This is a genomic window from Cellulomonas sp. P2_B4 (genome assembly GCF_056404795.1).
The window spans coordinates 1-24,056 of the sequence record NZ_JBFUDI010000008.1; the positions used below are offsets into that span (position 1 = coordinate 1).

Genomic DNA, 24,056 nt, shown 5'->3' on the forward strand with positions numbered 1-24,056 from the left:
ACTAGAGAGGCACCACCATGCTGGGACTCATCGTCACCATCATCATCGTCGGGCTCATCGCCGGGCTGCTCGCGCGCCTCATCGTCCCCGGCAAGCAGAACCTGTCCATCGCCATGACGATCGTCATCGGGATCATCGGGTCGTTCGTCGGCGGGTTCCTGGGCTACCTGCTGTTCCACAAGGACGCCGACGACGGCTTCCTGCAGCCCGCCGGCCTCATCGGGTCGATCATCGGCGCGATCATCGTGCTGCTGATCTGGATCCGCGTCGGCGGCCGCCGCTCGATCACCAACTGACCCCGCGCCGGGTCCCGGTCGTCACGGCCGGGACCCGCGATCGCCGGCCACGCTCACACGTTGAAGCGGAACTCCACCACGTCGCCGTCGGCCATCACGTAGTCCTTGCCCTCGATGCGAGCCTTGCCGGCCGCGCGGGCGGCGGCGACGGAGCCGGCGGCGACGAGGTCGTCGAACGAGATGACCTCGGCCTTGATGAAACCCTTCTGGAAGTCGGTGTGGATCACACCGGCCGCCTGCGGGGCGGTCCAGCCCTGGTGGATGGTCCAGGCGCGGGACTCCTTGGGGCCGGCGGTCAGGTAGGACTGCAGGCCGAGGGTGTGGAAGCCGACGCGGGCCAGCTGGTCGAGGCCGGCCTCCTCCTGCCCGTTGTCGGCGAGCATCTCCTTGGCCTCGTCGGGCTCGAGCTCGACGAGCTCGGACTCGAACTTGGCGTCGAGGAAGATGGCGTCGGCGGGGGCGACCAGCGCGCGCAGCTCGTCCTGGAACGCGGTGTCGGCCAGGCCCGCGTCGTCGGTGTTGAAGACGTAGATGAACGGCTTGCTCGTCATGAGCTGCAGCTCGTCGAGGTGCTCGATCGTCTTGCCGCTGCGCGCCAGGGTCGTGCCGGTCTCGAGGATGGCGAACGCCTCCTGCGCGGCGGCGAGCAGACCGGGGTCGGCCTTCTTGGCGCGAACCTCCTTCTCGAGACGCGGGATCGCCTTCTCGAGCGTCTGCAGGTCGGCGAGGATCAGCTCGGTGTTGATGATCTCGATGTCGTCCTTGGGGTTCACCTCGCCCGAGACGTGCACCACGTCCGGGTCGGCGAAGGCGCGGGTGACCTGGCAGATCGCGTCGGCCTCGCGGATGTTGGCGAGGAACTTGTTGCCCAGGCCCTCGCCCTCGCTCGCGCCCTTCACGATGCCGGCGATGTCCACGAACGACACGGTCGCGGGCAGGATCCGCTCGGAACCGAACAGCTCGGCGAGGGTCTCCAGCCGAGGGTCCGGGAGCGGGACCACGCCGACGTTCGGCTCGATCGTCGCGAAGGGGTAGTTCGCCGCGAGGACCGACGCACGGGTCAGCGCGTTGAACAGGGTGGACTTGCCGACGTTGGGCAGGCCGACGATGCCGATGGTGAGTGCCACGTCGGACGAGTCTACGGGGCCGACGAGACGCTCAGGCGAACGCCATGATCCGGCGCAGCAGGTCGGCGCCGTTGCGCTCCAGCGTCCGGCCGCCCACGCGCAGCCCCACGACGAGCAGGAGGCCACCGAGCAGCACCCCGACGACGAGCGTCGCCCAGCCCAGGGCCGCGTCCGACTGCGACACCGCGAGGAACGCCAGGACCGCCTCGGGCAGGCTCAGGGCGAGGACCGCGGACCAGCCGACGAGCTGCGAGGTCACCGCGACCATCGAGGCACCCTGACGGGTCTGGAACGGGTTGTCCCCCGGCTGCTGGACCGGGTAGACGACGAGCGCGGACACGATGCTCGCGCCGCCGAACGCCGTGCAGAGCACCCCGGTAGAGACGCCGAGCAGGGCGGGGATCGCGCCGGGCCGGTCGGTCAGCAGCGCCGAGCCGACGACGTACACCACGACGACCGGCAACGCGACGGCCGACGCCCCCAGCACGCGGCCCAGCCGGTCCGTGAGGCCCGTGACGGGCGCGGCGAGGTGGGTCCAGAACGCCGAGCCGTCGTAGGCGACGTCGGCCGATATGCCCCACCCCAGCAGGAACGCGGCAGTCGGGCCGAGGAACAGCAGCGCGCTGCCGCCCGGGCTGAAGATCCACATGAGCACGGGCAGCAGCGGCACGATCGCGATGGCCAGCGCGTACCGCGGGTCGCGGACCCAGTAGGTCAGGCTTCGGGCGGTCACCGCGCCCAGCGGCGTCGCGGGCAGCCGGCCGAACCAGCCCAGCCCGCGCGACCTCGTCGACACCGACTCGTGCACCGGGTTGACCAGCGCGTGCGCGAGCGAGCGGTCCCAGACGACCGCGAGGACCACGAGCGTCCCGACGGCGATGCCGAACCGCGCTGCCGCCGTCGCCCACCGGCCGTCCGCGACCGACCACGGCACGGCCCAGACCGCGCCGAGCGGCGTCCAGCCCAGGACGTCGGCGATCTTCGTCAGGCCTTCCCGGGTGATGCTGCCGCTCGACATCGAGACCCGGCTGATGAGGGGCCCGACGAGGAGCAGCGGGATCAGTGCGGCCGCGGCCATGAGCTCGCGCACCCGCCGCTTGCCCATCAGGTGCGAGGACGCCGAGGTCGTCGCGCGGCCCCCGACGATGCACGTCGCGATCGCGAGCGGGACGCACACCATCCCGGCGAGCATGGCGACGGGCGTGCGCCACCAGACGCCGGCCATGGACAGCGCGGCGACCGCGGTGACGACCCCGGGGATGCCGATCACGGCACCGATCCCCAGCCCGACGAGCATGCTGCGGCGCGGGATGGTGAAGGTCACGAACCGCGCCGGGTCGACCGTCGCGTCCACGCCGAACGAGATCAGCGGGACCACCCACCAGCCGAGCACCAGCACCGAGCCCAGCAGGGCGGTGACGAGCCCGCGGATGTCCGGGTCCTGCACGCTGACCGCAGCCATCGAGGCCACCACGACGACGATCGCACCCAGCCCGTACAGCGCGGCCACGGCCAGCCCGATCACCTGCCACGGGCTTCGTCGCAGACCGTTGCGCAGCAGCGAGAGCTTCAGCCGGACGAGGTGCGCAACCACGCGAGCCCCTCACCGCTGCCCCGACCGCCGACGAGCTGCACGAACCGGTCCTCGAGGCTCTGGTCCCCGCGCACCTCGTCCACCGTCCCCGCGGCCAGCACGTGCCCGGCCGCGATCACGGCGACGTGGTCGCACATCCGCTGGACCAGGTCCATGACGTGCGACGAGACGATCACGCTCCCGCCGGACGCGACGTAGGACGCGAGGATGTCGCGGATGTTCGCCGCGGAGACGGGGTCGACGGCCTCGAACGGCTCGTCCAGGACCAGCAGCCTCGGCGCGTGCACCATCGCGCAGGCGAGAGCGACCTTCTTCGTCATGCCCGCGGAGTACTCCACGACGAGCGTCCGGGCGTCCTTGGCCAGGTCGAACGCGACGAGCAGGTCGTGCGCGCGGGCCGCCACGGTGTCGCGGTCCAGGCCGTGCAGCAGACCCGCGTAGGTGATGAGCTGCTCGCCGGTGAGCCGGTCGAACAGGCGCACCCCGTCGGGCAGGACGCCGAGCATCTGCTTGACCTCCAGCGGGTTCGCCCACAGGTCCTGCCCGTGCACCAGCACCGTGCCGAAGTCGGGCTTGAGCAGGCCGGTCGCCATCGACAGGGAGGTCGTCTTGCCGGCGCCGTTCGGTCCGACGAGCCCGTAGAACGACCCTGCGGGGACGACGAGATCGATGCCGGCGACCGCGATCTTCTGGCCGAAACGGCGCCACAGCCCGCGCAGCTCCAGCGCGGGTACGGGGTCGGTCGGCATCGCTCCACCCTACGGTTCGCGTGTCGGCACGTCCCTCCGCCGTCGGGTGGATGTCAGTGGCTGCTGGGAGGGTCCCCGCATGGACACCTCACTGCTGCTCGGGCTGCTGGTCGGAGCCGTTCTCGGTGCCGTGCTGGCCTCGTGGCGCGGCTCGGTCGCCGGCGCGCGGGCCCGCGCGTCGCTGGAGGCGGAGCGCAGGATCGCCGCGGAGCGCCTCGCGGATGTGGACCGGCAGGCGGACCAGTTCCGGGCGCTGGCGGCGGAGGCTCTCGCGACGAGCACCGACCAGTTCCTCGCGCTCGCGCACCAGCAGTTCGCGGCCGACCACCAGACGGCCGCGGGCGAGCTCGCGCAGCGCGAGGCGGCCGTCCGCGCGATGGTCGAGCCGCTGTCGAGCACGCTCGACGCCGTCCGCGTGCAGCTGTCCACGGCCGAACAGGCCCGCGCGGCCGGTCACGCGGCGCTCGGAGAGCAGGTCCGGGCGATGCACGCGGCGTCGGAGCACCTTCGCGACGAGACGTCGCGGCTGGTCACGGCGCTGCGGTCCTCGCAGGTGCGCGGGCGCTGGGGCGAGGTCCAGCTGCGCCGGGTTGTCGAGGCCGCCGGCATGCTGCCGCACGTGGACTTCGTCGAGCAGGCGCAGGTCCGCACCGACGACGGGCTGCTGCGGCCGGACATGGTCGTGCGGCTGGCAGGCGGCAAGAGCATCGTGGTCGACGCCAAGGTGGCGTTCCTCGGGTTCCTCGACGCCGCGCAGGCGACCGACGAGTCCGTGCGCGCCGACCGGCTCGCCGCGCACGCCCGGCACGTGCGGTCGCACGTCGACGACCTGGCGGGCAAGCGCTACTGGGACCAGTTCGCCCCGGCACCGGAGTTCGTCGTCATGTTCGTGCCGGCCGAGTCGTTCCTCGGCGCCGCGGCCGAGCTCGACCCGCTGCTCATGGAGTACGCGTTCGAGCGGAACGTCGTCATCGCCACGCCCATGACCCTGCTCGCCCTGCTGCGCACCATCGCCTACGCCTGGCGCCAGGACGCCCTCGCCGACAACGCGCAGGCCGTGCTCACGCTGGGCAAGGAGCTACACGGCCGGCTCGCGACGATGGGGGCACACCTCGCCCGGCTCGGACGCGCGATCGACTCCGCCGCCGGGGCGTACAACCAGACGGTGTCGTCGCTGGAGACCCGGGTCCTGGTCAGCGCCCGGCGGTTCGCGGACCTGAACGTCGTGGACGGCGACCTGCCGATGCCCGAGCCGTCCAACCCGCGCCTGTCGAGCGTGAGCGCGCCGGAGCTGGTGGCCTCCGCCGACGAGCACGTGGTCCTGTTCGACGGGCGCGCCGAACGCGACGACCGCGCGCTGCGTGCCGAACGGGCCGACGGCGACACTGCCGGATCGGTCGACGCCTCGACCGCGTGAGCCGTCAGCCACGTCCTGTCGGGCGGCGCTTGGTTCTGTCCGGCGGCGCCCGGATGGGTGCGGTGCCGCTGCTGCGCGAGGTCAGGCGGGCTGGACTTTCAGGTCGCGGCGACCGTCGCGGCGCGGGCGGGCCGGCTCGGAGCCGGCGGCCTTGAGGTCGGCGCGCAGCTCGCGCGGCAGCGAGAACATGAGGTCCTCGGTCGCCGTGCGGACCTCCTCGACGTCCCCGAAGCCGTGCTCGGCCAGCAGGGCCAGCACGTCGCGGACCAGGATCTCCGGCACGGACGCGCCGGAGGTGACGCCGACGGTCGTCGCGCCGTCGAGCCAGGCCGTGTCGATCTCGGCGGCGGTGTCGACCCGGTAGGAGGTGCGGGCGCCCGCGTCGAGCGCGACCTCGACCAGGCGCACGGAGTTGGAGGAGTTGGCCGAGCCGACCGTGATCACGACGTCGCACTCGGGAGCCAGCTTCTTGACGGCCACCTGGCGGTTCTGCGTGGCGTAGCAGATGTCGTCGCTGGGCGGGTCCTGCAGGTTGGGGAACTTCTCGCGCAGCCGGCGGACCGTCTCCATGGTCTCGTCGACGGACAACGTCGTCTGGGAGATCCAGATGAGACGGTCGGGGTCGCGCACCTCGAGCGCGGCCACGGCGTCGGGCGAGTCGACGACCTGGATGTGGTCGGGTGCCTCGCCGTACGTCCCCTCGACCTCCTCGTGGCCCTCGTGGCCGATCAGCAGGATGTCGTAGTCCTCGGCGGCGAACCGGACGGCCTCCTTGTGCACCTTGGTGACCAGGGGGCAGGTCGCGTCGATCGTCTGCAGCGACCGCGCCGCCGCGGCCGCGTGCACCGCAGGAGAGACCCCGTGCGCGGAGAACACGACGCGGGCGCCCTCGGGCACCTCGTCGGTGTCGTCCACGAAGATCGCCCCGCGCGCCGCCAGGGTCTCGACCACGTACTTGTTGTGCACGATCTCCTTGCGCACGTACACGGGGGCGCCGTAGTGCTCGAGCGCCTTCTCGACGGCGATGACCGCGCGGTCGACGCCGGCGCAGTACCCACGCGGCGCAGCCAGGAGTACGCGCTTGCCGGGGGCGGATGTCGAGGTGGTCACCGGGCGAGTCTAGTTCGGCGACCGCTGCACACCCCCGGCCAGGACCGGCCAGGGCGCGGATCGGCACGTGACGTCCATCGCACGTCCACGCCGAGCCGTGGGGCGGGCCCCCGTGTGGGTCCGATGAGGCAGGCTGGGGGCGTGAGCAGCGAGCCGATCATCAGCGCACCCGTGAGCTCGGGCCCGCGCCCGCTGAAGGCCGCCGACACCACGCCCGACCGCCCCTGGCCGGTCCGGCACCTCGCGCCCAAGATCGCCGACTACATCGCCAAGATGCCGCCGGTCTGGGTGGAGGGGCAGGTGCTCAACCTCAAGCGCTGGAACACCCTCTACTTCCTCACGCTGCGGGACACCGACCTCGACATGTCGCTGTCGGTCACGGTGCCGGCGGCGTCGATGCGCCCGCTGGCCGACAAGATCTCCGACGGTGCGCACCTCGTGGTCCATGCGCGCCCGCAGTTCCACGCCAAGAAGGGCACGCTGACGTTCGCGGCCGACGACGTGCGGCTGGTCGGCCTCGGCGAGCTGCTGGCCCGCATCGAGCACCTCAAGGGGATCCTCGGCGCCGAGGGCCTGTTCGAGCCGAGCCGCAAGCGACCCCTGCCGTTCCTGCCGCGCACCGTCGGGCTGATCGTCGCGCAGCAGGGGGACGCCGAGCACGACGTCGTGTCGAACGCGCGCGCCCGCTGGGCGGCCGTGGACTTCGAGATCCGGCGCGTCACCGTGCAGGGTCCGCGGGCGGTGCCGGAGGTGAGCGCCGCCATCACCGAGCTCGACGCCGACCCCCGCGTCGACGTGATCGTCGTCGCGCGCGGCGGCGGGTCGTTCGAGGACCTGCTGCCGTTCAGCAACGAGGCGCTCGTGCGCGTGGCTGCGGCCTGCCGGACGCCGCTGGTGAGCGCGATCGGGCACCACCTGGACACGCCCCTGCTCGACCTGGTCGCCGACTTCCGTGCCTCGACTCCCACGGACGCCGCGAAGCGGATCGTGCCCGACGTCGGCGAGGAGCGCGCCCGGATCATGCAGGCCCGCCTGCGGGCGCGCGCGGCCCTGACGCAGCGCGTGCAGCGGGAGCAGTCGGGCCTCGAGCAGCTGCGCAGCCGGCCGGTGCTGAAGTCTCCGACGACCCTCGTCGACCAGCACGAGCACCGCGTCGACGCCCTGCGCCAGAGCGGTCGTCGCGCGCTGCACACCAGCCTGGTGCACGGGTTCGCGGAGGTCGCGGGCCTCGCCGCCCAGGTCCGGGCCCTGTCCCCCGCCGCCACGCTCGACCGCGGGTACGCCGTCGTGCAGACGGCCGACGGCCACGTCGTCCGGGACCCCGCCGAGGTGTCGACGGGCGACGACCTGCGGGTCCGCGTGGCCCGCGGCGAGCTGACGGCGAACGTCACCTCCCCCTGAACCGCAGGCCCGGGCGCCCTCGGGGCACCCGGGCCCGTCGTGCGTGCGGAACGTCAGGCGTTGACCGCGACCTGCTGCGGGTTGTGCTCGGCGTACTCGTGCTCGGCGGCCTCCTCGGCCTTCTCGATGGCGGCATGCGAGGCGGCGCCGGTGTTCTTGAAGTGCCCGACGACCGACAGGACGAGCCCGAGGGCGGCCCACGACGCGAGCGCGAGCCAGAGCTGCGTGGTGTCGGCGCGGGGGAAGTAGGACTCGTCGCGAAGCAGCGCGGCGGCGGCGCCCGGCGGCATCCACTGGCCGATCGCCCCGAACGGCGCGGGGAGCATCTGCCACGGCTGGGCGGCGGCGGCGAGCGGGTTGGCGATCAGGAGGAAGAGCACCGGCCCGATGGCGATGCCGGGCCGGCCGACGACGGAGACGAAGCCGACGATGGTGGCGGCGATCGCGAAGATCGCCAGGCCGATGATCCCGGCGTTGACCCAGTAGCTGCCCTCGATGGCGCCGAACCAGCCCTGGAGCACCCCGGCGACCGCGAGCCCACCGAAGACGGAGTACGCGGCGACCGCGGCGACGCGGCGCCAGACGCCGACCACGAGGATCGAGACGAGGATGCCGCCGATCATCCCGCCGATGACGAGCGGGAGGGTGACCACACCGAGGACCGCGCCGCGCGGGTCACCGGTGCCCAGCGGGACCACGTCGGTGACGGGGACGGGCACCCCGACCTGCTCGGTGAGTACCGGCGAGAACGCGGCGAGCTGCTGCGCGACGACCGCGCTGCCGGCGGTCGAGGTGAGGATCTCAGGCGAGTCGCCCAGGACGATCGCGCCGTAGACCTCGCGGGTCTCGACGAGGTCGACGGCAGCGGCGCGGTCGGGCGCCTGCACGACGTCGAAGACACCGGGTGCCCGCTGGGACAGGCCCTGCTCGACGGGTGCGGTCGCGGCAGCGGGGCCGGCGACGGCGACCGGGAGGTCGTGGGCGTCGGAGGTGACCGAGGGCCACAGGAAGGCGAGGGTGATCACGGTGACGACGACGGCGAGACCCGCGCCGACACCGATCAGGCGGCGCCACGGGGTGTGCGGCCGCAGTGCGGGAGTCGACATGTCAGAGCTTCCTCTCTAAACCGAATGTTCGTTCTTTTAAAGAGTCGACCTCGGCGCGGCGACTTGTCAAGAACGATCGTTCGTTTTTATAGTCGGGTGTGCCCAAGGTCACCGAGGAGTACCGCGTCGCTCGTCGAGACGAGATCGCCGACGCCGCCCTGCGCGCGTTCCGGCGCAAGGGGTTCCAGGCCACGTCGATGGCCGAGATCATCGCCGAGTCGGGGCTGTCGGCCGGCGCGATCTACGGCCACTACCCGAGCAAGAGCGCGATCGTGGTAGACGTCGCGAGCCGCGTGATCGACACCCGCATCCACGACATCGAGCACCTGTCCGACCTGACGCCGATGCCCCCACCGCCGCAGCTCCCCCGGGTGCTCATCGCCGGCATGCTCGGGGCCATGGGCAGCCCCCGGATCATGGTCCAGCTGTGGGGCGAGGGGATGACCGACCCGGAGGTCGGGATGCTCGCGTCGGGCGTCATCGAGCGGCTGCGCGCGACGTTGATCACCTACATCTCGCTGTGGATCCAGCGAGCGCACGGCACCCCGGCCGACGAGGCCGACGTGCTCGCCGCCGAGCAGGTGCCCTTGTTCATCGCGGCCGTCCAGGGCTACGTCGTCCAGGCCTCGATCGTGCCGACGTTCGACGGCGAGGCCTACCTCGCAGCCGTCGAGAAGTACCTGCCGCAGTAAAGACGCCGCGACGTTCGCCCTCGTGTGGCCTACGGCAACCACCAGTGCGGACGTTCCAGAGCTGGAGCCGCGGACGTCCGCCCTCGTGTGGCCTATGGCGCCTACGAGTGCGGACGTTGCTCGGGGGTCGGCGGGGACGGGTGTCTCGCGTGGTGCGACGAGGTGCGGTGGTGTGGGCCACGGCTGGTTGACTGTCTCCCGTGCCGAAGGCGTCCAACCCCACCCCCCATGCCGACGTGAGCGGGCTCGGCTACGAGCAGGCCCGCGACGAGCTCGTCTCCGTCGTCGCCCGGCTCGAGGCCGGCGCCCAGACCCTCGAGGAGTCGCTCGCCCTCTGGGAGCGCGGCGAGGCGCTCGCCGCCCGCTGCCAGGAGTGGCTCGACGGGGCACGGCAGCGGCTCAGCGCCGTCCGCGAGAAGGCCACACCCGAGGCAGAGCCCGACATCGACGACGAGATCACACCCGACGACATCGAGGAGCAGGGATGACCGCCGCAGCACAGGACCGCGCACTTGTCGTCGGGGAGGCCCTCATCGACGAGGTCGCCCGCCCCGACGGGAGCCGTGAGCGGCACCCCGGCGGCAGCCCGGCCAACGTCGCCCTCGGCCTGGGCCGGCTGGGTCGCACGGTGGACCTGCTCACCTGGCTCGGCGAGGACGCGGACGGCGACCTGGTCCGTCGCCACCTCAACAGCTCGCACGTGCACGTGCTGACCGGCGACCGCTGCGCCACGCGGACGCCCGTGGCGACCGCGAACATCGACGCCGCCGGCGTGGCGAGCTACCAGTTCGACCTCGAGTGGGACCTGCCGAGCTCGTGGGACGAGGCCGAGGGCGACCCGCTCGTCGTGCACACGGGCTCGATCGCCACGGTCCTGCAGCCGGGCGGCACGGCGGTCGAGCGGCTGATCGCACGCAGCCAGGCGACGTCGACGATCACCTACGACCCGAACCTGCGCCCCGTGCTCATGGGCTCCCCCGCGCACGCTCTGCCGGTCGTCGACGCGCTCGTGCGCCTGGCCGACGTGGTCAAGGTCAGCGACGAGGACCTCGCCTGGCTGCACCCGGGCGTCGCGCCGGCCGAGATCGCCGAGGAGTGGAGCCGGTCCGGGCCGTCGCTGGTCGTGGTCACCCACGGCGGCGAGGGCGCGTTCGCCAGCACGTCCGCGGGCGCACGCCTGCAGGTCGTGGCCCCGAAGGTGCAGGTCGCGGACACCGTGGGCGCCGGCGACTCCTTCATGGGCGGCCTGATCGACGGCCTGTGGTCCGCCGGTCTGCTCGGCGCCGCGAACCGGCAGGCGCTGGCTGACGCCGACACCGCGGTGCTGCAGGGCGTGCTCGAGCGCTGCGCGCAGATCGCCGCGATCACGGTCTCCCGCGTGGGCGCCAACCCGCCCACCACGGACGAGCTGGCGTAAGCCGCAGGTGCCGCCCGCTGCGTCGGGCGGCACCCCGCCGGGCTACGCGCTGGCTGCCTCGCGGGCGTGGGCGCGCTCCAGTGAGGCCTTGCGGTCGGCCTCGTTCTCCTCGTCGATCCGGCGTGCCTCGTCGGAGTTCCAGGTGAGGTTCTCGCCGGACTCGGGGTCGAAGATCATCGCCCGCGCCGGGTCGAACCACAGGGGCGCCTGGTCGCCGTCGCGGATCTTGCTCTCGGAGTCGAGCGCGACGATGAGCTGCGTGCGCAGGCCTTCACCGTCGAGGTCACGGTCGAGCTCCTCCAGCTTGCCCGCCACGTCGGGGTTCGTGTCGAACGGGATGTAGGCGTAGAGCTCCGACCCCAGCCACTCGGTGACGTCGACGGGCGCGTTGAACTCCACCCCCTGGCTGCGCTTGGCCGTCTCGAGGAGCGCCGCGTCCTCGAAGTGCTCGGGTCGCAGTCCGACGATCACCAGGTTCTTGCCGGCGAGCGTCCTGGACAGCTCGGGTGTCAGCGGGATGTCCGCGAACGGCAGCCGCAGCACGCGTCCGTCGACCACCTCGCCGGGCAGGAAGTTCATGGGCGGCGAGCCGATGAAGCCGGCGACGAACAGGTTCTTCGGCTGCTCGTACAGGCCGCGAGGGCTGGCGACCTGCTGCAGCTCGCCCTTGCGCAGCACGGCGACGCGGTCGCCCAGCGTCATCGCCTCGGTCTGGTCGTGCGTGACGTAGACGGTCGTGGTGCCCAACCGGCGCTGCATGCGGGCGATCTCGGTGCGCATCTGGCCGCGCAGCTTGGCGTCGAGGTTGGACAGCGGCTCGTCGAAGAGGAACGCCTGCGCCTCGCGCACGATCGCGCGGCCCATCGCGACACGCTGCCGCTGACCACCGGAGAGGTTGGCGGGCTTGCGGTCGAGGTGGTCCTGCAGCTCGAGGGTCTTGGCCGCGAACTCGACCTTCTCCTTGATCTGCGCCTCGGTGAACCTGCCCTTCTGCAGCCGCAGCGGGAACGCGATGTTCTCGAAGACGGTCAGGTGCGGGTACAGGGCGTAGTTCTGGAACACCATCGCCAGGTGCCGGTCGCGCGGGGCGCGGTCGTTGACCCGCTTGCCGTCGATCGTCAGGTCGCCGGAGGTGATGTCCTCCAGGCCGACGATCATCCGCAGGAGCGTCGACTTCCCGCATCCCGACGGTCCGACGAGAATGACGAACTCGCCGTCGGCGATGTCCAGGCTGACGCCCTTCACGGCCAGGTAGCCGTCGCCGTACTGCTTGACGATGTTGTTCAGGGTGATGGCGGCCATCGGGACTCCTTCGTAGGACTAGCTGGGCGGGGCATCAGCCCTTGACGGCACCCTGGGTGAGGCCGGACACGATCTGGCGCTGGAACAGCAGGACGAGGATCACGACAGGGATGGTCACCACGACGGCCGCGGCCGAGATGGCGCCCGTGGGCTCCTCGAACTGCGAGGCGCCGGTGAAGAAGGCGAGTGCCGCGGGCACGGGCCGTGCGGCGCTCGTCGACGTGAGCGAGATGCCGTAGACGAAGTCGTTCCAGGCGATGAAGAACGCGATCAGCGCGGTGGTGAAGACGCCGGGGGCGGCCAGCGGGATGATCGCCTTGCGGAAGGCCTGCCACGTCGTCGCCCCGTCGACCTGCGCGGCCTGCTCGAGCTCCCACGGGATCTGCCGGAAGAACGCCGCCAGGGTCCAGATGGAGATCGGCAGGGTCAGCGACAGGTACGGGATGATCAGGCCGAGCCAGGTGTCGTACAGGCCGATCTCGCGCCAGAGGTTGAACAGCGGCGTGACGATCGAGATGACCGGGAAGATCGAGACACCGAGCGCGGTGAGCAGGACCAGCCGCTTGCCGGGGAAGTCGAGCCGGGCGATGGCGTAGGCGGCCAGGGTCGCCAGGACGACGGCGATGCCGGTCGCGATGAGGCAGATGCCGATCGAGTTGCGCAGCGCGGACAGGAACAGCTCCTGCGCAGGTCCGCCGTCGGTCAGGATCTGCTGGTAGTTGGTCCAGGACCACGTCTGGGGGAAGAGCGTCCCCGCGTTCAGCTGGCTCGGCAGCTTGAAGGACGTCGCGAAGATCGAGAGCACCGGGAACAGCGCGTAGACGATGACGACGATCGAGATGACGCCCCAGGCCCACTTGGCCCGTGTCGAGAGCTGCTTCATCACCGACCACCCCTCGAGCCCGCGAGATCGACCTTGAACAGCTTGACGGCGACCCAGCAGATGAGGAGCACGCAGCCGAACAGCAGGACCGAGATGGCCGAGCCGAGGCCTATCTCGAGGCGTCCGATGGATGTTCGATAAGCGAGCAGCGACAGAACCTCGGTGCCGTTCGCGCCGTTGGTCATGATGAAGACGTTGTCGAAGATGCGGAACGCGTCCAGGGCCCGGAACAGGACGGCGACCATGATCGCGGCCTTCATGTTCGGGAGGACCACGCGCGTCAGCCGCTGCCACCAGGTCGCCCCGTCGACCTCGGCGGCCTCCTCCAGCTCGGTCGGCACCTGCGACAGGCCGGCCAGGAGGAGCAGCGAGATGAACGGGGTCGTCTTCCAGATCTCGGAGGCGATGATGACGAACAGCGACGTGCCGCGCTGCGCGAACCAGTTGAGGTCGGGGTTGATGCCCGGCACCCAGTCGAACCAGTTGTTGATGTACCCGGAGCTGATGTCGAACGCGTAGAACCACGCGAACGCCGAGACCACCGTGATGATGCCGTAGGGCACGAGGATCGCCGTGCGCAGCAGACCGCGCAGCGACTTGATGGCGCGGTGCATGACCAGCGCGAGCGCGAAACCGATGATCAGCTCGACGATCACCGTGACGACCGTGATGAAGACCGTCACGCCGAGCGCCTGCCAGAAGATCGGGTCGGTGAGCACGACCACGTAGTTGCTCAGGCCCGCGAAGCTCTTGTCGTTCGGCGCGGTCAGGCGGAAGTGGAACAGCGAGTCGTAGACGGCCTGCAGGATCGGGTACAGCGTGACGGCGAGCATCACGACGAACGCCGGTCCGGCGAGCAACCAACCGAGCCGCGCCTCGGCCTTGGCGCGGTCGCTGCGGCCGGCCTTGGCCGCAGCGTCACGCAGGTCCGGCGGCGTGGTGACCTGAGCGGTCATAGCAGCTGCTCCCCTCGAAGCACGGCAGTGATCAGGTCCGTGGACTCCTTGGGCGTCGTCTTCGGGTTGACGGCGCTCGGCGGGTGCCAGGTCTGCTGCAGACCGGTGGACACCTCGTTGTAGTAGGGCGTCTGCGGTCGCGGTACGGCCTGCTCGAGCGACTGCTCGATGACGTCGGCCATCGGGAAGGCCTCCTTCACCGCGGGGTCGTCGTAGGCCTCGGTGTTGGACGGCGGGTTGCCGTTCGTCGCGAAGTACTGCGCCTGGTGCTCAGGCGTCACGATGCACTGCGCCGCCTCGTACGCCAGGTCGACGTGGTTGCTGAAGGCGCCGATGCCGAGGTTGATGCCGCCGTAGGGAGGGGCGGTCGGCTGGTCGGCGCTGACCTGCGGGTAGAGAGCCCAGCCGATGTCGTCGACGAGCGACTGCGGCAGCGTGCCGTCCGTGACGCCCGCGTTGGTGGCCGACCAGACGAACGGCCAGTTCACCATGAAGGAGCCCTTGTCCCCCTGGAAGATGGTCAGCGAGACGCCTTCGTCCTCCGTGGGGAGCGCGGGACCGCCGAGCCCTTCCTTGCCGATCGTGCCCATGATCGTCGCGGCGGCCTCACCGGCCGGCGACTCGAGGCCCAGCTTGATCTCGTCGGCGGGTGCGTCCGGGTTCTCGATGATCTTCCCACCGGCGGAGGCCACGAGTGCGTTGATCCACACAGTGAGCGACTCGGCCTTCGTGCCCTGCACGGACAGGTACTTGTCCTGGTCCTTGGCCGCCTTCATGATCTGGTCCCACGTCACGGGCGCGGTCGCCGGGTCGAGGCCCGCCGCCTTCGCCACGGACTTGCGGTACCAGAGCAGCTGCGTGTTGGCCCAGAAGGGGACGGTGACCAGCTTGTCCTTCCACTTGGCACCGGCGAGGGCACCGGCCACCACGTTCTGCGTGACCTTCTGCTCGACGTCGTCCGGCACCGGGGCGAGGAAGCCGGGCTCGGCCAGCTCGGGGATGAACGGCGGGTCCAGGCTCATGATGTCGATCGACGAGTCCTTGGCCGCCAGGCGCCGGGCCAGCTGCTCGCGCTGGGCGCTCGCGTCACGGGGCAGGAGCGAGGTCTCGATCGTGTAGGCACCGTTGGCGGACTCGGTGCACTGCTTGGCGATCTCGGTCTGGCCGCCGTTGTCGGGGTTGATGTACCACGTGAGCTTCGGCGGACCCGATCCCTCGCTCGCGCACGCAGCGAGCGGGGTGGCGACCGCCAGACCCACGACGAGGGCGAGTGCCCGTGAACGTCGTCGCACGAGAGTCCTCCGAACTGAGGCGTCGTCGCCTCATAACCTTGGGTACTCCTGTGAGCCCGCGACCGCCACCCCAGATGTCCGATTCGTTTGGCACGACGTCACCGGGACCTGCGACGATGGCGCCGTGACTCGACCCACCACCCCGGCAGAAGCGTGGACCGCACTACGCGAGGGCAACGAGCGCTTCGTGCGCGGCGAGATGCTCCACCCGTCGCAAGGTGTGGACCATCGTGCAGAGCTCAGCGCGGCGCAGCACCCCTTCGCGGTGATCTTCGGGTGCTCGGACTCACGGGTCGCCGCGGAGATCATCTTCGACCAGGGCCTCGGCGACGTGTTCGTCGTCCGGACGGCCGGTCACGTGCTCGACACGACCGTCATCGGCTCGATCGAGTACGGCGTCGACGTGCTGGGTGCCTCGCTCGTCGTGGTGCTCGGGCACGACAGCTGCGGGGCCGTCGCCGCCGCGACGACCGCGCTGACCACCGGCGAGCTGCCGACCGGGTTCGTGCGGGCCATCGTCGACCGCGTGATCCCGAGCATCGTCAACCTCGCCGGCGGGGGCTCCGGCGCCGCCCTGTCCTCGCTCGACCCCGCGGTGCTCGGCCACGAGCACGTCAAGCACACCGTGCGGATGCTGCAGGGCTACTCGCGCTCGCTCGCGGAGTCGGTCGACGAAGGACGCGTCGCGATCGTGGGCCTGGAGTACACGCTCGCGGACGGCACGGTCCACCTCTCCGAGGCCGTCGGGGCGGTCTGAGGTCCGGCTACGGCCACCACACGTCGTCCGGCCGCGGCAGCGCGCCCGCCTCGTCGTCGTGCGGCGTCTGGCGCTCGCGCCAGTAGGTCGAGCCGTCCGCGCGACGACCCAGCAGCCCGGCCTCGACCAGGTCCCGGCGCAGGCGCACCGGGTCGTCCGTCAACGCGGCGATCCGCTCCGTGACCTCGGCCTCCGTCAGCCACTCCCCCGGTGCGAGCACCCGGGCGACGAGGTGCTCGAGCACCAGGTCCCGGTCGGCGTGGCGTCGCGGGGTGCGGACCAACCTGCCGTGGTCGAGGAATCGCTGCGCGCGGCACTCGTCGTCCATGTCTCGATCGTGCCCGTTCGCGCTTCGTCACACCCGGCGGAACGCTCCCCGTGGGTGCGGCAGGATGGTCGTCATGACTGCTGAGTTCCGCATCGAGCACGACACCATGGGTGAGGTCCGGGTCCCGGTCGACGCCCTCTACCGGGCGCAGACGCAGCGCGCCGTCGAGAACTTCCCGATCTCCGGCAACCGCCTCGAGCGTGGCCACATCGAGGCGCTGGCCCGCATCAAGAAGGCCGCCGCCCGCGCCAACGCCGAGCTGGGCGTGCTGTCGCCCGAGATCGCCGAGGCCATCGTGGGAGCCGCCGACGACGTCGCCGCCGGCACCTACGACGGCGACTTCCCGATCGACATCTACCAGACCGGCTCGGGCACGAGCTCGAACATGAACACCAACGAGGTGCTCGCCACGCTGGCGACCCGACGCCTCGGGAGCGACGTCCACCCGAACGACCACGTGAACGCGTCGCAGTCCTCGAACGACGTGTTCCCGACCTCGGTGCACGTCGCCGCGACGGCCGGCGTGGTCCGCGACCTCGTCCCCGCGCTCGCGCACCTGGCCGAGGCGCTGGAGGCCAAGTCCGTCGAGTGGGCGCAGGTGGTCAAGTCCGGCCGCACGCACCTCATGGACGCCACGCCGGTCACGCTCGGCCAGGAGTTCGGCGGGTACGCCGCTGCGGTCCGGTACGGCATCGAGCGGCTCGAGTCGGCCCTCCCCCGCGTCGCTGAGGTCCCCCTCGGTGGGACCGCGGTCGGCACGGGGATCAACACCCCGGCCGGGTTCCCGCAGCGCGTCATCGAGCTGCTGCGCGAGGACACCGGCCTGCCCCTGACCGAGGCGCGCGACCACTTCGAGGCCCAGAGCGGTCGCGACGGCCTCGTCGAGCTGTCGGGCGCGCTGCGGACGATCGCGGTCAGCCTCACCAAGATCTGCAACGACCTGCGCTGGATGGGCTCCGGCCCGAACACCGGCCTGGGCGAGATCGCGATCCCGGACCTGCAGCCGGGCTCGTCGATCATGCCCGGCAAGGTCAACCCGGTGATCCCGGAGGCGGTGCTCATGGTCGCCGCGCGCGTGATCGGCAACGACGCCACCGTCGCGTGGGCCGGTGCGAGCGGCTCGTTCGAGCTCAACGTGCAGATCCCCGTGATCGCGGCCGGCGTGCTCGAGTCGATCCGGCTGCTGACCAACGCGTCCCGGCTGCTGGCCGACAAGACGGTCGCCGGCCTGGTCGCCAACGTCGACCGTGCCCGCGCGCTGGCCGAGTCGTCCCCGTCGATCGTCACCCCGCTCAACCGGGTGATCGGCTACGAGGCGGCCGCGAAGATCGCCAAGCACGCCGTCAAGCAGGGCATCACCGTGCGGCAGGCCGTCATCGACCTCGGGTTCGTCGAGAGGGGCGAGGTCACCGAGGACCAGCTGGACTCCGCGCTCGACGTGCTGAGCATGACGCGCCCGCCGCGCTGACCCGCGCACGCCCAGAAGGCCCGGTCCTCGATGTACGAGGACCGGGCCTTCTGTTGTACGTCAGACCTCGGCGGGGACGGGAACAGCCCCGACGGGCGCCTCGGCATGGTGCGTCCGGCCGCCCTTCATGGCCACGCTCGCGACGAACCCGAGCATGAGCACGACGACCGTGAACAGGATCGTCTGCGTGACGGCGGTCGCGAAGCCGGAGTGCACGGCTGCGGTCGCGGCGGCCTGGATCTGCGCCGCCACGTCGGCCGGCACGCCGTCCGGAACCTGGATGCCGCCCGCGGACCCGTTGGCGAACGCGCCCCCGGCGTTGGCGAACCCGTCGATGAAGCCCTGTCGGGCGTCCGGCGGCAGGTTGGCCGCCTGGTCGCGCGCCGCGGCCGGGATGGTGACGGCGAGGCGCGCCGTGAGCAGCGCGACGATGACGGCCGAGCCGATGACGCCACCGATCTGCCGGGTCGTGTTGAACGCGCCGGCGCCCGCTCCCGCGGTCCGCTGGTCGAGGCCGGAGGTGGCCAGCGACGCCAGCGGCGAGAACAGCGCACCGGTGCCGACGCCGAAGAGCGACATGGGCAGGATCAGCTGCCACAGCGGAGCATCGGGCTCGATGGCGATGGCCAGGAGGAACACCGAGATCGAGACCAGCAGGAAGCCGGTGGCGACGACCCACTTGGCGGCGATCCGGTCGGAGAGCCGGCCCGCGAACGGCGCGACGATGCCGGACAGCAGGGACCCCGGCAAACCGATCAGGGCCGCGTTGAGCGGGCTCAGGCCGAGGACCTCCTGCAGGAACAGCGTGAGCGGGAAGAAGATGCCGGTGAGCCCGAAGGTCACCGCGGCGCCGGCCACGTTGGACAGGGAGAAGTTGCGGCTGTGGAACAGGGACAGCGGCAGGAGCGCGTCGGCCTTGAGGTGGCGCTGCCAGAGCACGAACGCGGTCAGGACCACGACGCCCGCGCCGATGACGCTCCAGACGGTGATCGGTCCGGCGATGGTGCCCCAGTCGTAGGTGGCACCCTCCTGGATGCCGAAGACGAGCAGGAACATGCCGCCGACGGACAGGAGCACGCCGAGTCCGTCGAACGTCCGGTTGGCCGTCGGCAGGGTGGGCAGGCGCGTGATGGCGAACCAGAGGGCCACGACCGCGACCGGGATGTTGATGTAGAAGATCCACTCCCAGCCGGCCGACTCGACCAGGATGCCGCCGAGGACGGGGCCGGCGATCGTCGCGACACCCGCGACGGCGCCCCAGATGCCCAGGGCCGCACCGCGCTTCTGCGGCGGGAAGACGCGCGTGATCATCGACATGGTCTGCGGCGTCATGAGCGCGGCACCGATGCCCTGGACGGCGCGGGCGGCGATGAGCATGCCGATCGAGCCGGACAGGCCGCACCACAGCGAGGCCGTGGTGAAGATCACGAGGCCGAGGATGAAGACGGGGCGCGGTCCGAACCGGTCGCCCAGGCGTCCGGTCACCAGGAGCAGGGTGGCGAAGGTGAGCAGGTAGGCGCTGTTCACCCAGCCGACGGCCGTCAGGTCGGCGTCGAACGCCGTGATGAGCGACGGGATGGCGATGTTCACGATCGTGGTGTCGACCATGATCATGAAGAAGCCCAGGCAGAGCGCGGGCAGGATGCTCCACGGCGAGCGGCCGTGGAGGTCGACGAGTGCCCGAGGCGACTCAGTGGTCATGGGGGTGTCCTTGATCGAGGGTTGTTGCTGGAGAGACGATCCGGAAGCGGCTGGATCGACTATGCCGTGGGGGTCTGACAGGCCTTGAGCTCGTGGCGGGCCTCGGCGTACTCGGTCGGGATCGGTTCGCCCCAGCCGAGGGCGTCGGTGCGGAGCTCCTCGATCGTCCGGTCGAGGAACGCGATGTCCGCTCCCAGCATGGCGATCTCGTGCTCGACGTCCAGCCGATATCTGCGCGGCAGACCGACCGCGCCGAGCCGGTCCTGCGCCGTCCAGAGCAGGGCCATGCGCTCGGACTGGCGGTCGCGACGACGCGTGAGCTGCTCGACGACGACGTCCGCCGGCACCTCGTGCGCCTCCGCCAGGCCGACGGGGAACAGCGGGTAGGCGCGGTGGTCGTCGCCGAGGAACGACGCGAGCCGATCGACGCAGGCGGCTCGGCCCGCGTCGGTGATCCGGTACAGGGTCCGCTCCGGGCGGTTGCCCGAACGCTCGGTCCCGGCGGCCTCGACGAGGCCCTCCTTCTCGAGCCGCTCGACACCGTGGTAGACGGCTCCGGCGTTGACGCGCACGAGCCGGGTGTCGCCGCGCTCCACCAGGGTCTGGTGCACCTGGTACGGGTGCATCGGCTGCTCGTGCAGGAGCGCGAGGATCAGCACGGCCACGGCCGAGAGCTCTCCGATCGCCATGCCACATCCTCCCGTCTGACTATTCCAACCGGAATATAACCACGGGAGGGCTCGAATGTCACGTCGGTTCGACGACCAGCCGCGCGATCGGGTTCAGCAGGGACGGCGGGCGCTCCCGACGCACCCGCGAGGTCGCCCGCAGCCCGTCCGCGGCCTTCTGCGCCCGCCGGACAGCCGGACGCACGTCGTAGATCCAGGCCCGACCGCCCGGTCGCACCACGCGCCGGACCTCGCGCAGGCCGGCCGCCGGGTCGTCCCAGTGGTGCTGGCTGATCGTCGAGATGACGAGGTCGAAGCTCGCGTCCGGGAACGGCAGCGCACAGACGTCGGCGACGGCGAACGTCACCCGGGCCGCCCCGGACCCCTCCTGTGCGCGGGCGATCATCTCGGGCGAGAGGTCGACCGCGTCGAGCTCGAGGTCGGGGCACGCCTCGCCGAGCAGCCGCGGCACCACGCCCGGCCCGGTCCCGACGTCGAGGACGCGTGCGCCGGACGGCAGGCCCAGGGCGACCACGTCGCGGACGACGCGGGCGTACATGGGCGCCGCGACCCGCAGGGCGAACCGCTCGTACTGCTCCGGGTGACGCGCGAGCCCGAACATCGTGGCGTGCGCGCCGTTCGTGGTGGCCATGGGGTTCTCCTCTATAGTTGTACGACACAACTCTTCCGAGAGCGTAGGTCCAACAGTTGTATGGCACAACCTTTCCCGACGACGATCTTCGCCGGTTCCTCCAGCAGCTCGTCCGGCATGGCGGGCTGCTCGAGCCGTCGCACGCGGCGTCGATGCACGGCGGCGTGTCGATCTCGGAGTCGATCGCGCTGGGCGAGCTGTCCGAGGCCGGCGAGATGTCGCAGCAGGAGCTGGCCACCCGTCTCGGCCTCGAGAAGAGCACCGTCAGCCGGTTGGCGGCCGGCATGGAGGGCCGCGGCTGGCTGTCGCGGGTGCGCGACGACGAGAACCGGCGGCTGTACCGGCTGCGCCTGACCGATGAGGGCGCTCAGGTCGCCAGCCGCGTCGGCGCCGAGCTGCGCGCGACCCACCAGCAGCTGCTCGGACGGCTCACGCCCGACGAGCGGCGCGCCCTCACGGTCGGGCTCGGCGCCCTGAGCAGGGTGCTGTCGGACCTGCACGCAGAACGCCCGGGCCCCCACGAGGAGGACCCGGGCGCCTGACGGGAGGCGTCAGACCTCGATGCCCTCCAGCAGCTCGGTGACCAGGGCGGCGACGGGCGACCGCTCGGACCGCGTCAGCGTGACGTGCGCGAAGAGGGGGTGGCCCTTGAGCGCCTCGATCACGGCCGCGACCCCGTCGTGCCGGCCGACCCGCAGGTTGTCGCGCTGCGCGACGTCGTGGGTCATCACGACGCGCGAGCTCTGCCCGATGCGGGACAGGACCGTCAGGAGCACGTTGCGCTCCAGCGACTGCGCCTCGTCGACGATCACGAACGCGTCGTGCAGCGAGCGCCCGCGGATGTGGGTCAGCGGCAGGACCTCGAGGATGTCGCGGTCCATGATCTCCTCGACGACCTCCTTGCTGACCAGCGCGCCGAGAGTGTCGAAGACCGCCTGCGCCCAGGGGTTCATCTTCTCGTCGGCCCCGCCGGGCAGGTAGCCCAGGTCCTGGCCGCCCACCGCGTACAGCGGGCGGAAGACCATGACCTTGCGGTGCTGACGACGCTCGAGGACGGCCTCGAGACCCGCGCACAGGGCCAGCGCGGACTTGCCGGTGCCGGCGCTGCCGCCGAGCGAGACGATGCCGATCTCCTCGTCGAGGAGCAGGTCGATCGCGATCCGCTGCTCGGCGGACCGGCCGTGCAGGCCGAACACGTCCCGGTCGCCGCGGACCAGCTGCACGTGCTTGTCGGCGGTCACGCGACCGAGCGCCGACCCGCGCGGGCTGTGCAGCACGAGACCCGTGTGGCAGGGCAGGTCGTTCGGGTTCGTCGACGCCATCGACGTCGGCGCGAAGCCCGTGGCGACGTCCGCGAGCGCGATCGACTCGTGCTCCCACAGGGCCGACATCTGGTTCTCGGCGAGGTCGAGGGAGTCCATCCCGGTCCAGCCGGAGTCGACCACCTGCTCGCCGCGGTACTCCTCGGCGCGCAGGCCGCACGCGGACGCCTTCACGCGCATCGGCAGGTCCTTGGAGACGACGGTGACGTCGTTGCCCTCGGCGGCCAGGTTGGCCGCGACCGCGAGGATCCGGGTGTCGTTGTCGCCGAGCCGGAACCCGGCCGGCAGGACCGTGAGGTCCGTGTGGTTCAGCTCGACCGTGAGCGTGCCGCCCTCGTCGCCGATCGGGAGCGGGACGTCGAGGCGACCGTGCTGCACGCGCAGGTCGTCCAGCATCCGCAGGGCCGAGCGGGCGAAGTAGCCGAGCTCCGCGTGGTGGCGCTTGGCCTCCAGCTCCGTGATGACGACGACCGGGAGGACCACGTCGTGCTCCGCGAACCGCAGGATCGCCCGCGGGTCCGAGAGGAGGACGGAGGTGTCGAGCACGTGCATCCTGCGGCCGTCCGTCTCCTCGACGGACTTCGGGGTGTTCTGCGCCTTGTTCACCACGGCAGGCTCCCTCTGGCGCTACGTGCGCCGAGACGAGCACCGAAGACCGGCCACCTGCTGCAGGGACACGTCCCAGGGCAGGTTCACGCACCGATGTTCGGCGACGGGACGGGGGCGGTCGGCCCCTCCGGAGAGGGTGGGCCGGATCCGGCCCTCCTCCCGGAGCGAGTGCTCCATGGGCTGGCCTCCCGGGGACAACGGTCGCTGTCCTCTACGGCGGAAACTACCTCGCGAACGCCGCTGTCCAGCCCGACACGCGACAACGTCACACCGTGTTCACCTGAACAGTTCGCCCTAGCGGCCGAGCCGGCGCTCCCGAGCCGCGTACGCGCGGACGGCCCGCAGGAAGTCGACGCGGCGGAAATCCGGCCAGTACGCCTCGCAGAAGTAGAACTCCGAGTGCGCGCTCTGCCACAGCAGGAACCCGCCGAGCCGCTGCTCCCCGGAGGTACGGATGACCAGCTCGGGGTCCGGCTGGCCCTTGGTGTAGAGCCGGTCGGCGATGTGCCCCATGTCGAAGTCCTCGGCCAGCTCGTCCAGGCTCGACCCGGCCTCCGCGTGCTCGCGCAGGAACGCCTTGACGGCGTCGGCGATCTCGCGACGACCCCCGTAGCCCACCGCGACGTTCACGTGCAGGCCGACGATCCCGGTGGTCGCGTCCTGGGCGGCGACGAGCGCCTTGGCCGTGTGGTCGGGGAGCATGTCGAGCGCCCCGACCGCCTGCACCCGCCACCGTCCGCTGGCCGCCAGCTCGCCGACGACGTCCTCGATGATCGCCAGCAGCGGCTCGAGCTCGTCGGGCGAGCGCTCCAGGTTGTCCGTCGAGAGGAGCCACAGCGTGACCACCTCGACGCCGATGTCCTCGCTCCACTCGAGCAGGTCGGCGATCTTGTCACCGCCCGCCCGGTGGCCGTGCGCCGTGGACCCGCCGACGCTGCGGGCCCACCGGCGGTTCCCGTCGAGGATGACGCCGACGTGGCGCGGGATGCCCTCCCGGGGGATCGAGGTCGCCAGCCGTCGCTCGTACAACCCGTAGAGCGGGTGGGGCAGGCGCACGCGCGCTCCTCCTCGTGTGGTGGCCGGACCCGCACACGCTACTCGCTCGGAACGTCGTCGTCCCGGGCGGTTCGGGGCATGATCGAGGTCGGTCGACATCGCTACCTACGGTGTCGTAACCTACGCAATCGTAAGTTAGGTCCCGACGAAACG

24 protein-coding genes are annotated in these 24,056 nt (G+C 71.3%); 9 read left to right on the forward strand and 15 right to left on the reverse strand.

Features of this window, described 5'->3' with window-relative positions; genetic code table 11:
• Window positions 1–17 precede the first annotated feature (17 nt).
• On the forward strand, window positions 18–296 hold the full coding sequence (locus tag AC1DZC_RS14185) for a GlsB/YeaQ/YmgE family stress response membrane protein (RefSeq protein WP_477043712.1): 279 nt from the start codon (window positions 18–20) through the stop codon (window positions 294–296).
• Window positions 297–349: 53 nt separating this feature from the next.
• Here AC1DZC_RS14185 and ychF read toward each other — a convergent pair whose 3' ends face one another.
• From ychF to AC1DZC_RS14200, 3 genes are read right to left on the reverse strand one after another with little or no spacing between them, the layout of a single operon-like run.
• Window positions 350–1,423 (reverse strand): redox-regulated ATPase YchF, encoded by a 1,074-nt coding sequence (gene ychF, locus AC1DZC_RS14190; RefSeq protein WP_477039930.1) that lies wholly within the window; start codon window positions 1,421–1,423, stop codon window positions 350–352.
• A gap of 31 nt (window positions 1,424–1,454) precedes the next feature.
• A complete protein-coding gene (locus AC1DZC_RS14195; RefSeq protein ID WP_477043713.1) occupies window positions 1,455–3,017 on the reverse strand; it encodes a hypothetical protein in 1,563 nt (520 codons plus the stop codon).
• Window positions 2,993–3,766 (reverse strand): ABC transporter ATP-binding protein, encoded by a 774-nt coding sequence (locus AC1DZC_RS14200; protein WP_477043714.1) that lies wholly within the window; start codon window positions 3,764–3,766, stop codon window positions 2,993–2,995. The genes AC1DZC_RS14195 and AC1DZC_RS14200 overlap by 25 nt, the downstream gene beginning before the upstream one ends.
• A 79-nt stretch (window positions 3,767–3,845) precedes the next feature.
• Here AC1DZC_RS14200 and AC1DZC_RS14205 point away from each other — a divergent pair, with 79 nt between their 5' ends.
• A complete protein-coding gene (locus AC1DZC_RS14205) occupies window positions 3,846–5,183 on the forward strand; it encodes a DNA recombination protein RmuC (RefSeq protein ID WP_477039927.1) in 1,338 nt (445 codons plus the stop codon).
• Window positions 5,184–5,264: 81 nt separating this feature from the next.
• Here AC1DZC_RS14205 and AC1DZC_RS14210 read toward each other — a convergent pair whose 3' ends face one another.
• Window positions 5,265–6,293 carry a 4-hydroxy-3-methylbut-2-enyl diphosphate reductase gene (locus AC1DZC_RS14210; RefSeq protein ID WP_477043715.1) on the reverse strand — a complete coding sequence of 343 codons (1,029 nt, stop codon included), beginning with the start codon at window positions 6,291–6,293 and terminating at the stop codon, window positions 5,265–5,267.
• A gap of 123 nt (window positions 6,294–6,416) precedes the next feature.
• Here AC1DZC_RS14210 and xseA point away from each other — a divergent pair, with 123 nt between their 5' ends.
• Complete coding sequence (gene xseA / locus AC1DZC_RS14215; RefSeq protein WP_477043716.1) at window positions 6,417–7,694, forward strand: exodeoxyribonuclease VII large subunit; 1,278 nt, start codon at window positions 6,417–6,419, stop codon at window positions 7,692–7,694.
• 53 nt (window positions 7,695–7,747) lie between these two features.
• On the opposite strand, the gene AC1DZC_RS14220 is transcribed toward xseA, so the two are convergent.
• Entirely contained in the window at window positions 7,748–8,800 is a 1,053-nt protein-coding gene (locus AC1DZC_RS14220) for an ABC-2 transporter permease (protein ID WP_477043717.1), read from the reverse strand.
• Window positions 8,801–8,898: 98 nt separating this feature from the next.
• Between AC1DZC_RS14220 and AC1DZC_RS14225 the strand changes: the two genes are divergently transcribed.
• The 3 genes from AC1DZC_RS14225 to AC1DZC_RS14235 all read left to right on the forward strand — a co-directional run bounded on the left by AC1DZC_RS14225 (window position 8,899) and on the right by AC1DZC_RS14235 (window position 10,909).
• Window positions 8,899–9,492: a TetR/AcrR family transcriptional regulator gene (locus AC1DZC_RS14225; RefSeq protein WP_477039923.1), complete on the forward strand. Its 594-nt coding sequence runs from the start codon at window positions 8,899–8,901 to the stop codon at window positions 9,490–9,492.
• Window positions 9,493–9,692: 200 nt separating this feature from the next.
• Window positions 9,693–9,980 (forward strand): exodeoxyribonuclease VII small subunit, encoded by a 288-nt coding sequence (locus AC1DZC_RS14230; RefSeq protein WP_477043718.1) that lies wholly within the window; start codon window positions 9,693–9,695, stop codon window positions 9,978–9,980.
• Window positions 9,977–10,909 carry a carbohydrate kinase family protein gene (locus tag AC1DZC_RS14235; RefSeq protein ID WP_477039921.1) on the forward strand — a complete coding sequence of 311 codons (933 nt, stop codon included), beginning with the start codon at window positions 9,977–9,979 and terminating at the stop codon, window positions 10,907–10,909. Before AC1DZC_RS14230 ends, AC1DZC_RS14235 begins: the two co-directional genes overlap by 4 nt.
• A 42-nt stretch (window positions 10,910–10,951) precedes the next feature.
• On the opposite strand, the gene AC1DZC_RS14240 is transcribed toward AC1DZC_RS14235, so the two are convergent.
• The 4 genes from AC1DZC_RS14240 to AC1DZC_RS14255 are packed head-to-tail and all read right to left on the reverse strand — an operon-like array spanning window position 10,952 to window position 15,342.
• Complete coding sequence (locus tag AC1DZC_RS14240; RefSeq protein ID WP_477039920.1) at window positions 10,952–12,211, reverse strand: ABC transporter ATP-binding protein; 1,260 nt, start codon at window positions 12,209–12,211, stop codon at window positions 10,952–10,954.
• A gap of 34 nt (window positions 12,212–12,245) precedes the next feature.
• Window positions 12,246–13,094, reverse strand: coding sequence for a carbohydrate ABC transporter permease (locus AC1DZC_RS14245; protein ID WP_477039919.1), 849 nt, complete (start codon window positions 13,092–13,094; stop codon window positions 12,246–12,248).
• Window positions 13,094–14,050: a carbohydrate ABC transporter permease gene (locus AC1DZC_RS14250; RefSeq protein WP_477039918.1), complete on the reverse strand. Its 957-nt coding sequence runs from the start codon at window positions 14,048–14,050 to the stop codon at window positions 13,094–13,096. The genes AC1DZC_RS14245 and AC1DZC_RS14250 overlap by 1 nt, the downstream gene beginning before the upstream one ends.
• A complete protein-coding gene (locus AC1DZC_RS14255; protein ID WP_477039917.1) occupies window positions 14,047–15,342 on the reverse strand; it encodes a sugar ABC transporter substrate-binding protein in 1,296 nt (431 codons plus the stop codon). The genes AC1DZC_RS14250 and AC1DZC_RS14255 overlap by 4 nt, the downstream gene beginning before the upstream one ends.
• A gap of 124 nt (window positions 15,343–15,466) precedes the next feature.
• On the opposite strand from AC1DZC_RS14255, the gene AC1DZC_RS14260 reads away from it, so the two are divergent.
• A complete protein-coding gene (locus AC1DZC_RS14260; protein WP_477039916.1) occupies window positions 15,467–16,099 on the forward strand; it encodes a carbonic anhydrase in 633 nt (210 codons plus the stop codon).
• Window positions 16,100–16,106: 7 nt separating this feature from the next.
• On the opposite strand, the gene AC1DZC_RS14265 is transcribed toward AC1DZC_RS14260, so the two are convergent.
• Window positions 16,107–16,427, reverse strand: coding sequence for a DUF2087 domain-containing protein (locus AC1DZC_RS14265; RefSeq protein WP_477039915.1), 321 nt, complete (start codon window positions 16,425–16,427; stop codon window positions 16,107–16,109).
• A gap of 73 nt (window positions 16,428–16,500) precedes the next feature.
• Between AC1DZC_RS14265 and AC1DZC_RS14270 the strand changes: the two genes are divergently transcribed.
• On the forward strand, window positions 16,501–17,895 hold the full coding sequence (locus AC1DZC_RS14270; RefSeq protein WP_477043719.1) for a class II fumarate hydratase: 1,395 nt from the start codon (window positions 16,501–16,503) through the stop codon (window positions 17,893–17,895).
• Window positions 17,896–17,955: 60 nt separating this feature from the next.
• Here AC1DZC_RS14270 and AC1DZC_RS14275 read toward each other — a convergent pair whose 3' ends face one another.
• From AC1DZC_RS14275 to AC1DZC_RS14285, 3 genes are read right to left on the reverse strand one after another with little or no spacing between them, the layout of a single operon-like run.
• Window positions 17,956–19,596, reverse strand: coding sequence for a DHA2 family efflux MFS transporter permease subunit (locus AC1DZC_RS14275; RefSeq protein ID WP_477039913.1), 1,641 nt, complete (start codon window positions 19,594–19,596; stop codon window positions 17,956–17,958).
• A 59-nt stretch (window positions 19,597–19,655) separates the two neighbouring features.
• Window positions 19,656–20,285: a PadR family transcriptional regulator gene (locus AC1DZC_RS14280; RefSeq protein WP_477043720.1), complete on the reverse strand. Its 630-nt coding sequence runs from the start codon at window positions 20,283–20,285 to the stop codon at window positions 19,656–19,658.
• Between the two features lie 58 nt (window positions 20,286–20,343).
• On the reverse strand, window positions 20,344–20,916 hold the full coding sequence (locus AC1DZC_RS14285) for a class I SAM-dependent methyltransferase (RefSeq protein WP_477043721.1): 573 nt from the start codon (window positions 20,914–20,916) through the stop codon (window positions 20,344–20,346).
• A gap of 56 nt (window positions 20,917–20,972) precedes the next feature.
• On the opposite strand from AC1DZC_RS14285, the gene AC1DZC_RS14290 reads away from it, so the two are divergent.
• Window positions 20,973–21,458, forward strand: coding sequence for a MarR family winged helix-turn-helix transcriptional regulator (locus AC1DZC_RS14290; RefSeq protein WP_477043722.1), 486 nt, complete (start codon window positions 20,973–20,975; stop codon window positions 21,456–21,458).
• A gap of 9 nt (window positions 21,459–21,467) precedes the next feature.
• Here AC1DZC_RS14290 and AC1DZC_RS14295 read toward each other — a convergent pair whose 3' ends face one another.
• Window positions 21,468–22,790 carry a PhoH family protein gene (locus AC1DZC_RS14295; protein ID WP_477039937.1) on the reverse strand — a complete coding sequence of 441 codons (1,323 nt, stop codon included), beginning with the start codon at window positions 22,788–22,790 and terminating at the stop codon, window positions 21,468–21,470.
• A 351-nt stretch (window positions 22,791–23,141) separates the two neighbouring features.
• Entirely contained in the window at window positions 23,142–23,903 is a 762-nt protein-coding gene (locus tag AC1DZC_RS14300) for an isoprenyl transferase (protein WP_477039909.1), read from the reverse strand.
• Window positions 23,904–24,056 lie beyond the last annotated feature (153 nt).

Bases quoted from the DNA above. Each gene is read 5' to 3' on its own strand.
- AC1DZC_RS14265 (WP_477039915.1), bottom strand. From the start codon at position 16,427: ATGGACGACGAGTGCCGCGCGCAGCGATTCCTCGACCACGGCAGGTTG.
- xseA (WP_477043716.1), top strand. From the start codon at position 6,417: ATGAGGCAGGCTGGGGGCGTGAGCAGCGAGCCGATCATCAGCGCACCC.
- AC1DZC_RS14235 (WP_477039921.1), top strand. From the start codon at position 9,977: ATGACCGCCGCAGCACAGGACCGCGCACTTGTCGTCGGGGAGGCCCTC.
- AC1DZC_RS14275 (WP_477039913.1), bottom strand. From the start codon at position 19,596: ATGACCACTGAGTCGCCTCGGGCACTCGTCGACCTCCACGGCCGCTCG.
- AC1DZC_RS14245 (WP_477039919.1), bottom strand. From the start codon at position 13,094: ATGAAGCAGCTCTCGACACGGGCCAAGTGGGCCTGGGGCGTCATCTCG.
- AC1DZC_RS14240 (WP_477039920.1), bottom strand. From the start codon at position 12,211: ATGGCCGCCATCACCCTGAACAACATCGTCAAGCAGTACGGCGACGGC.
- AC1DZC_RS14205 (WP_477039927.1), top strand. From the start codon at position 3,846: ATGGACACCTCACTGCTGCTCGGGCTGCTGGTCGGAGCCGTTCTCGGT.
- AC1DZC_RS14185 (WP_477043712.1), top strand. From the start codon at position 18: ATGCTGGGACTCATCGTCACCATCATCATCGTCGGGCTCATCGCCGGG.
- AC1DZC_RS14295 (WP_477039937.1), bottom strand. From the start codon at position 22,790: ATGCACGTGCTCGACACCTCCGTCCTCCTCTCGGACCCGCGGGCGATC.
- AC1DZC_RS14270 (WP_477043719.1), top strand. From the start codon at position 16,501: ATGACTGCTGAGTTCCGCATCGAGCACGACACCATGGGTGAGGTCCGG.
- AC1DZC_RS14285 (WP_477043721.1), bottom strand. From the start codon at position 20,916: ATGGCCACCACGAACGGCGCGCACGCCACGATGTTCGGGCTCGCGCGT.
- AC1DZC_RS14220 (WP_477043717.1), bottom strand. From the start codon at position 8,800: ATGTCGACTCCCGCACTGCGGCCGCACACCCCGTGGCGCCGCCTGATC.
- AC1DZC_RS14280 (WP_477043720.1), bottom strand. From the start codon at position 20,285: ATGGCGATCGGAGAGCTCTCGGCCGTGGCCGTGCTGATCCTCGCGCTC.
- AC1DZC_RS14250 (WP_477039918.1), bottom strand. From the start codon at position 14,050: ATGACCGCTCAGGTCACCACGCCGCCGGACCTGCGTGACGCTGCGGCC.
- AC1DZC_RS14200 (WP_477043714.1), bottom strand. From the start codon at position 3,766: ATGCCGACCGACCCCGTACCCGCGCTGGAGCTGCGCGGGCTGTGGCGC.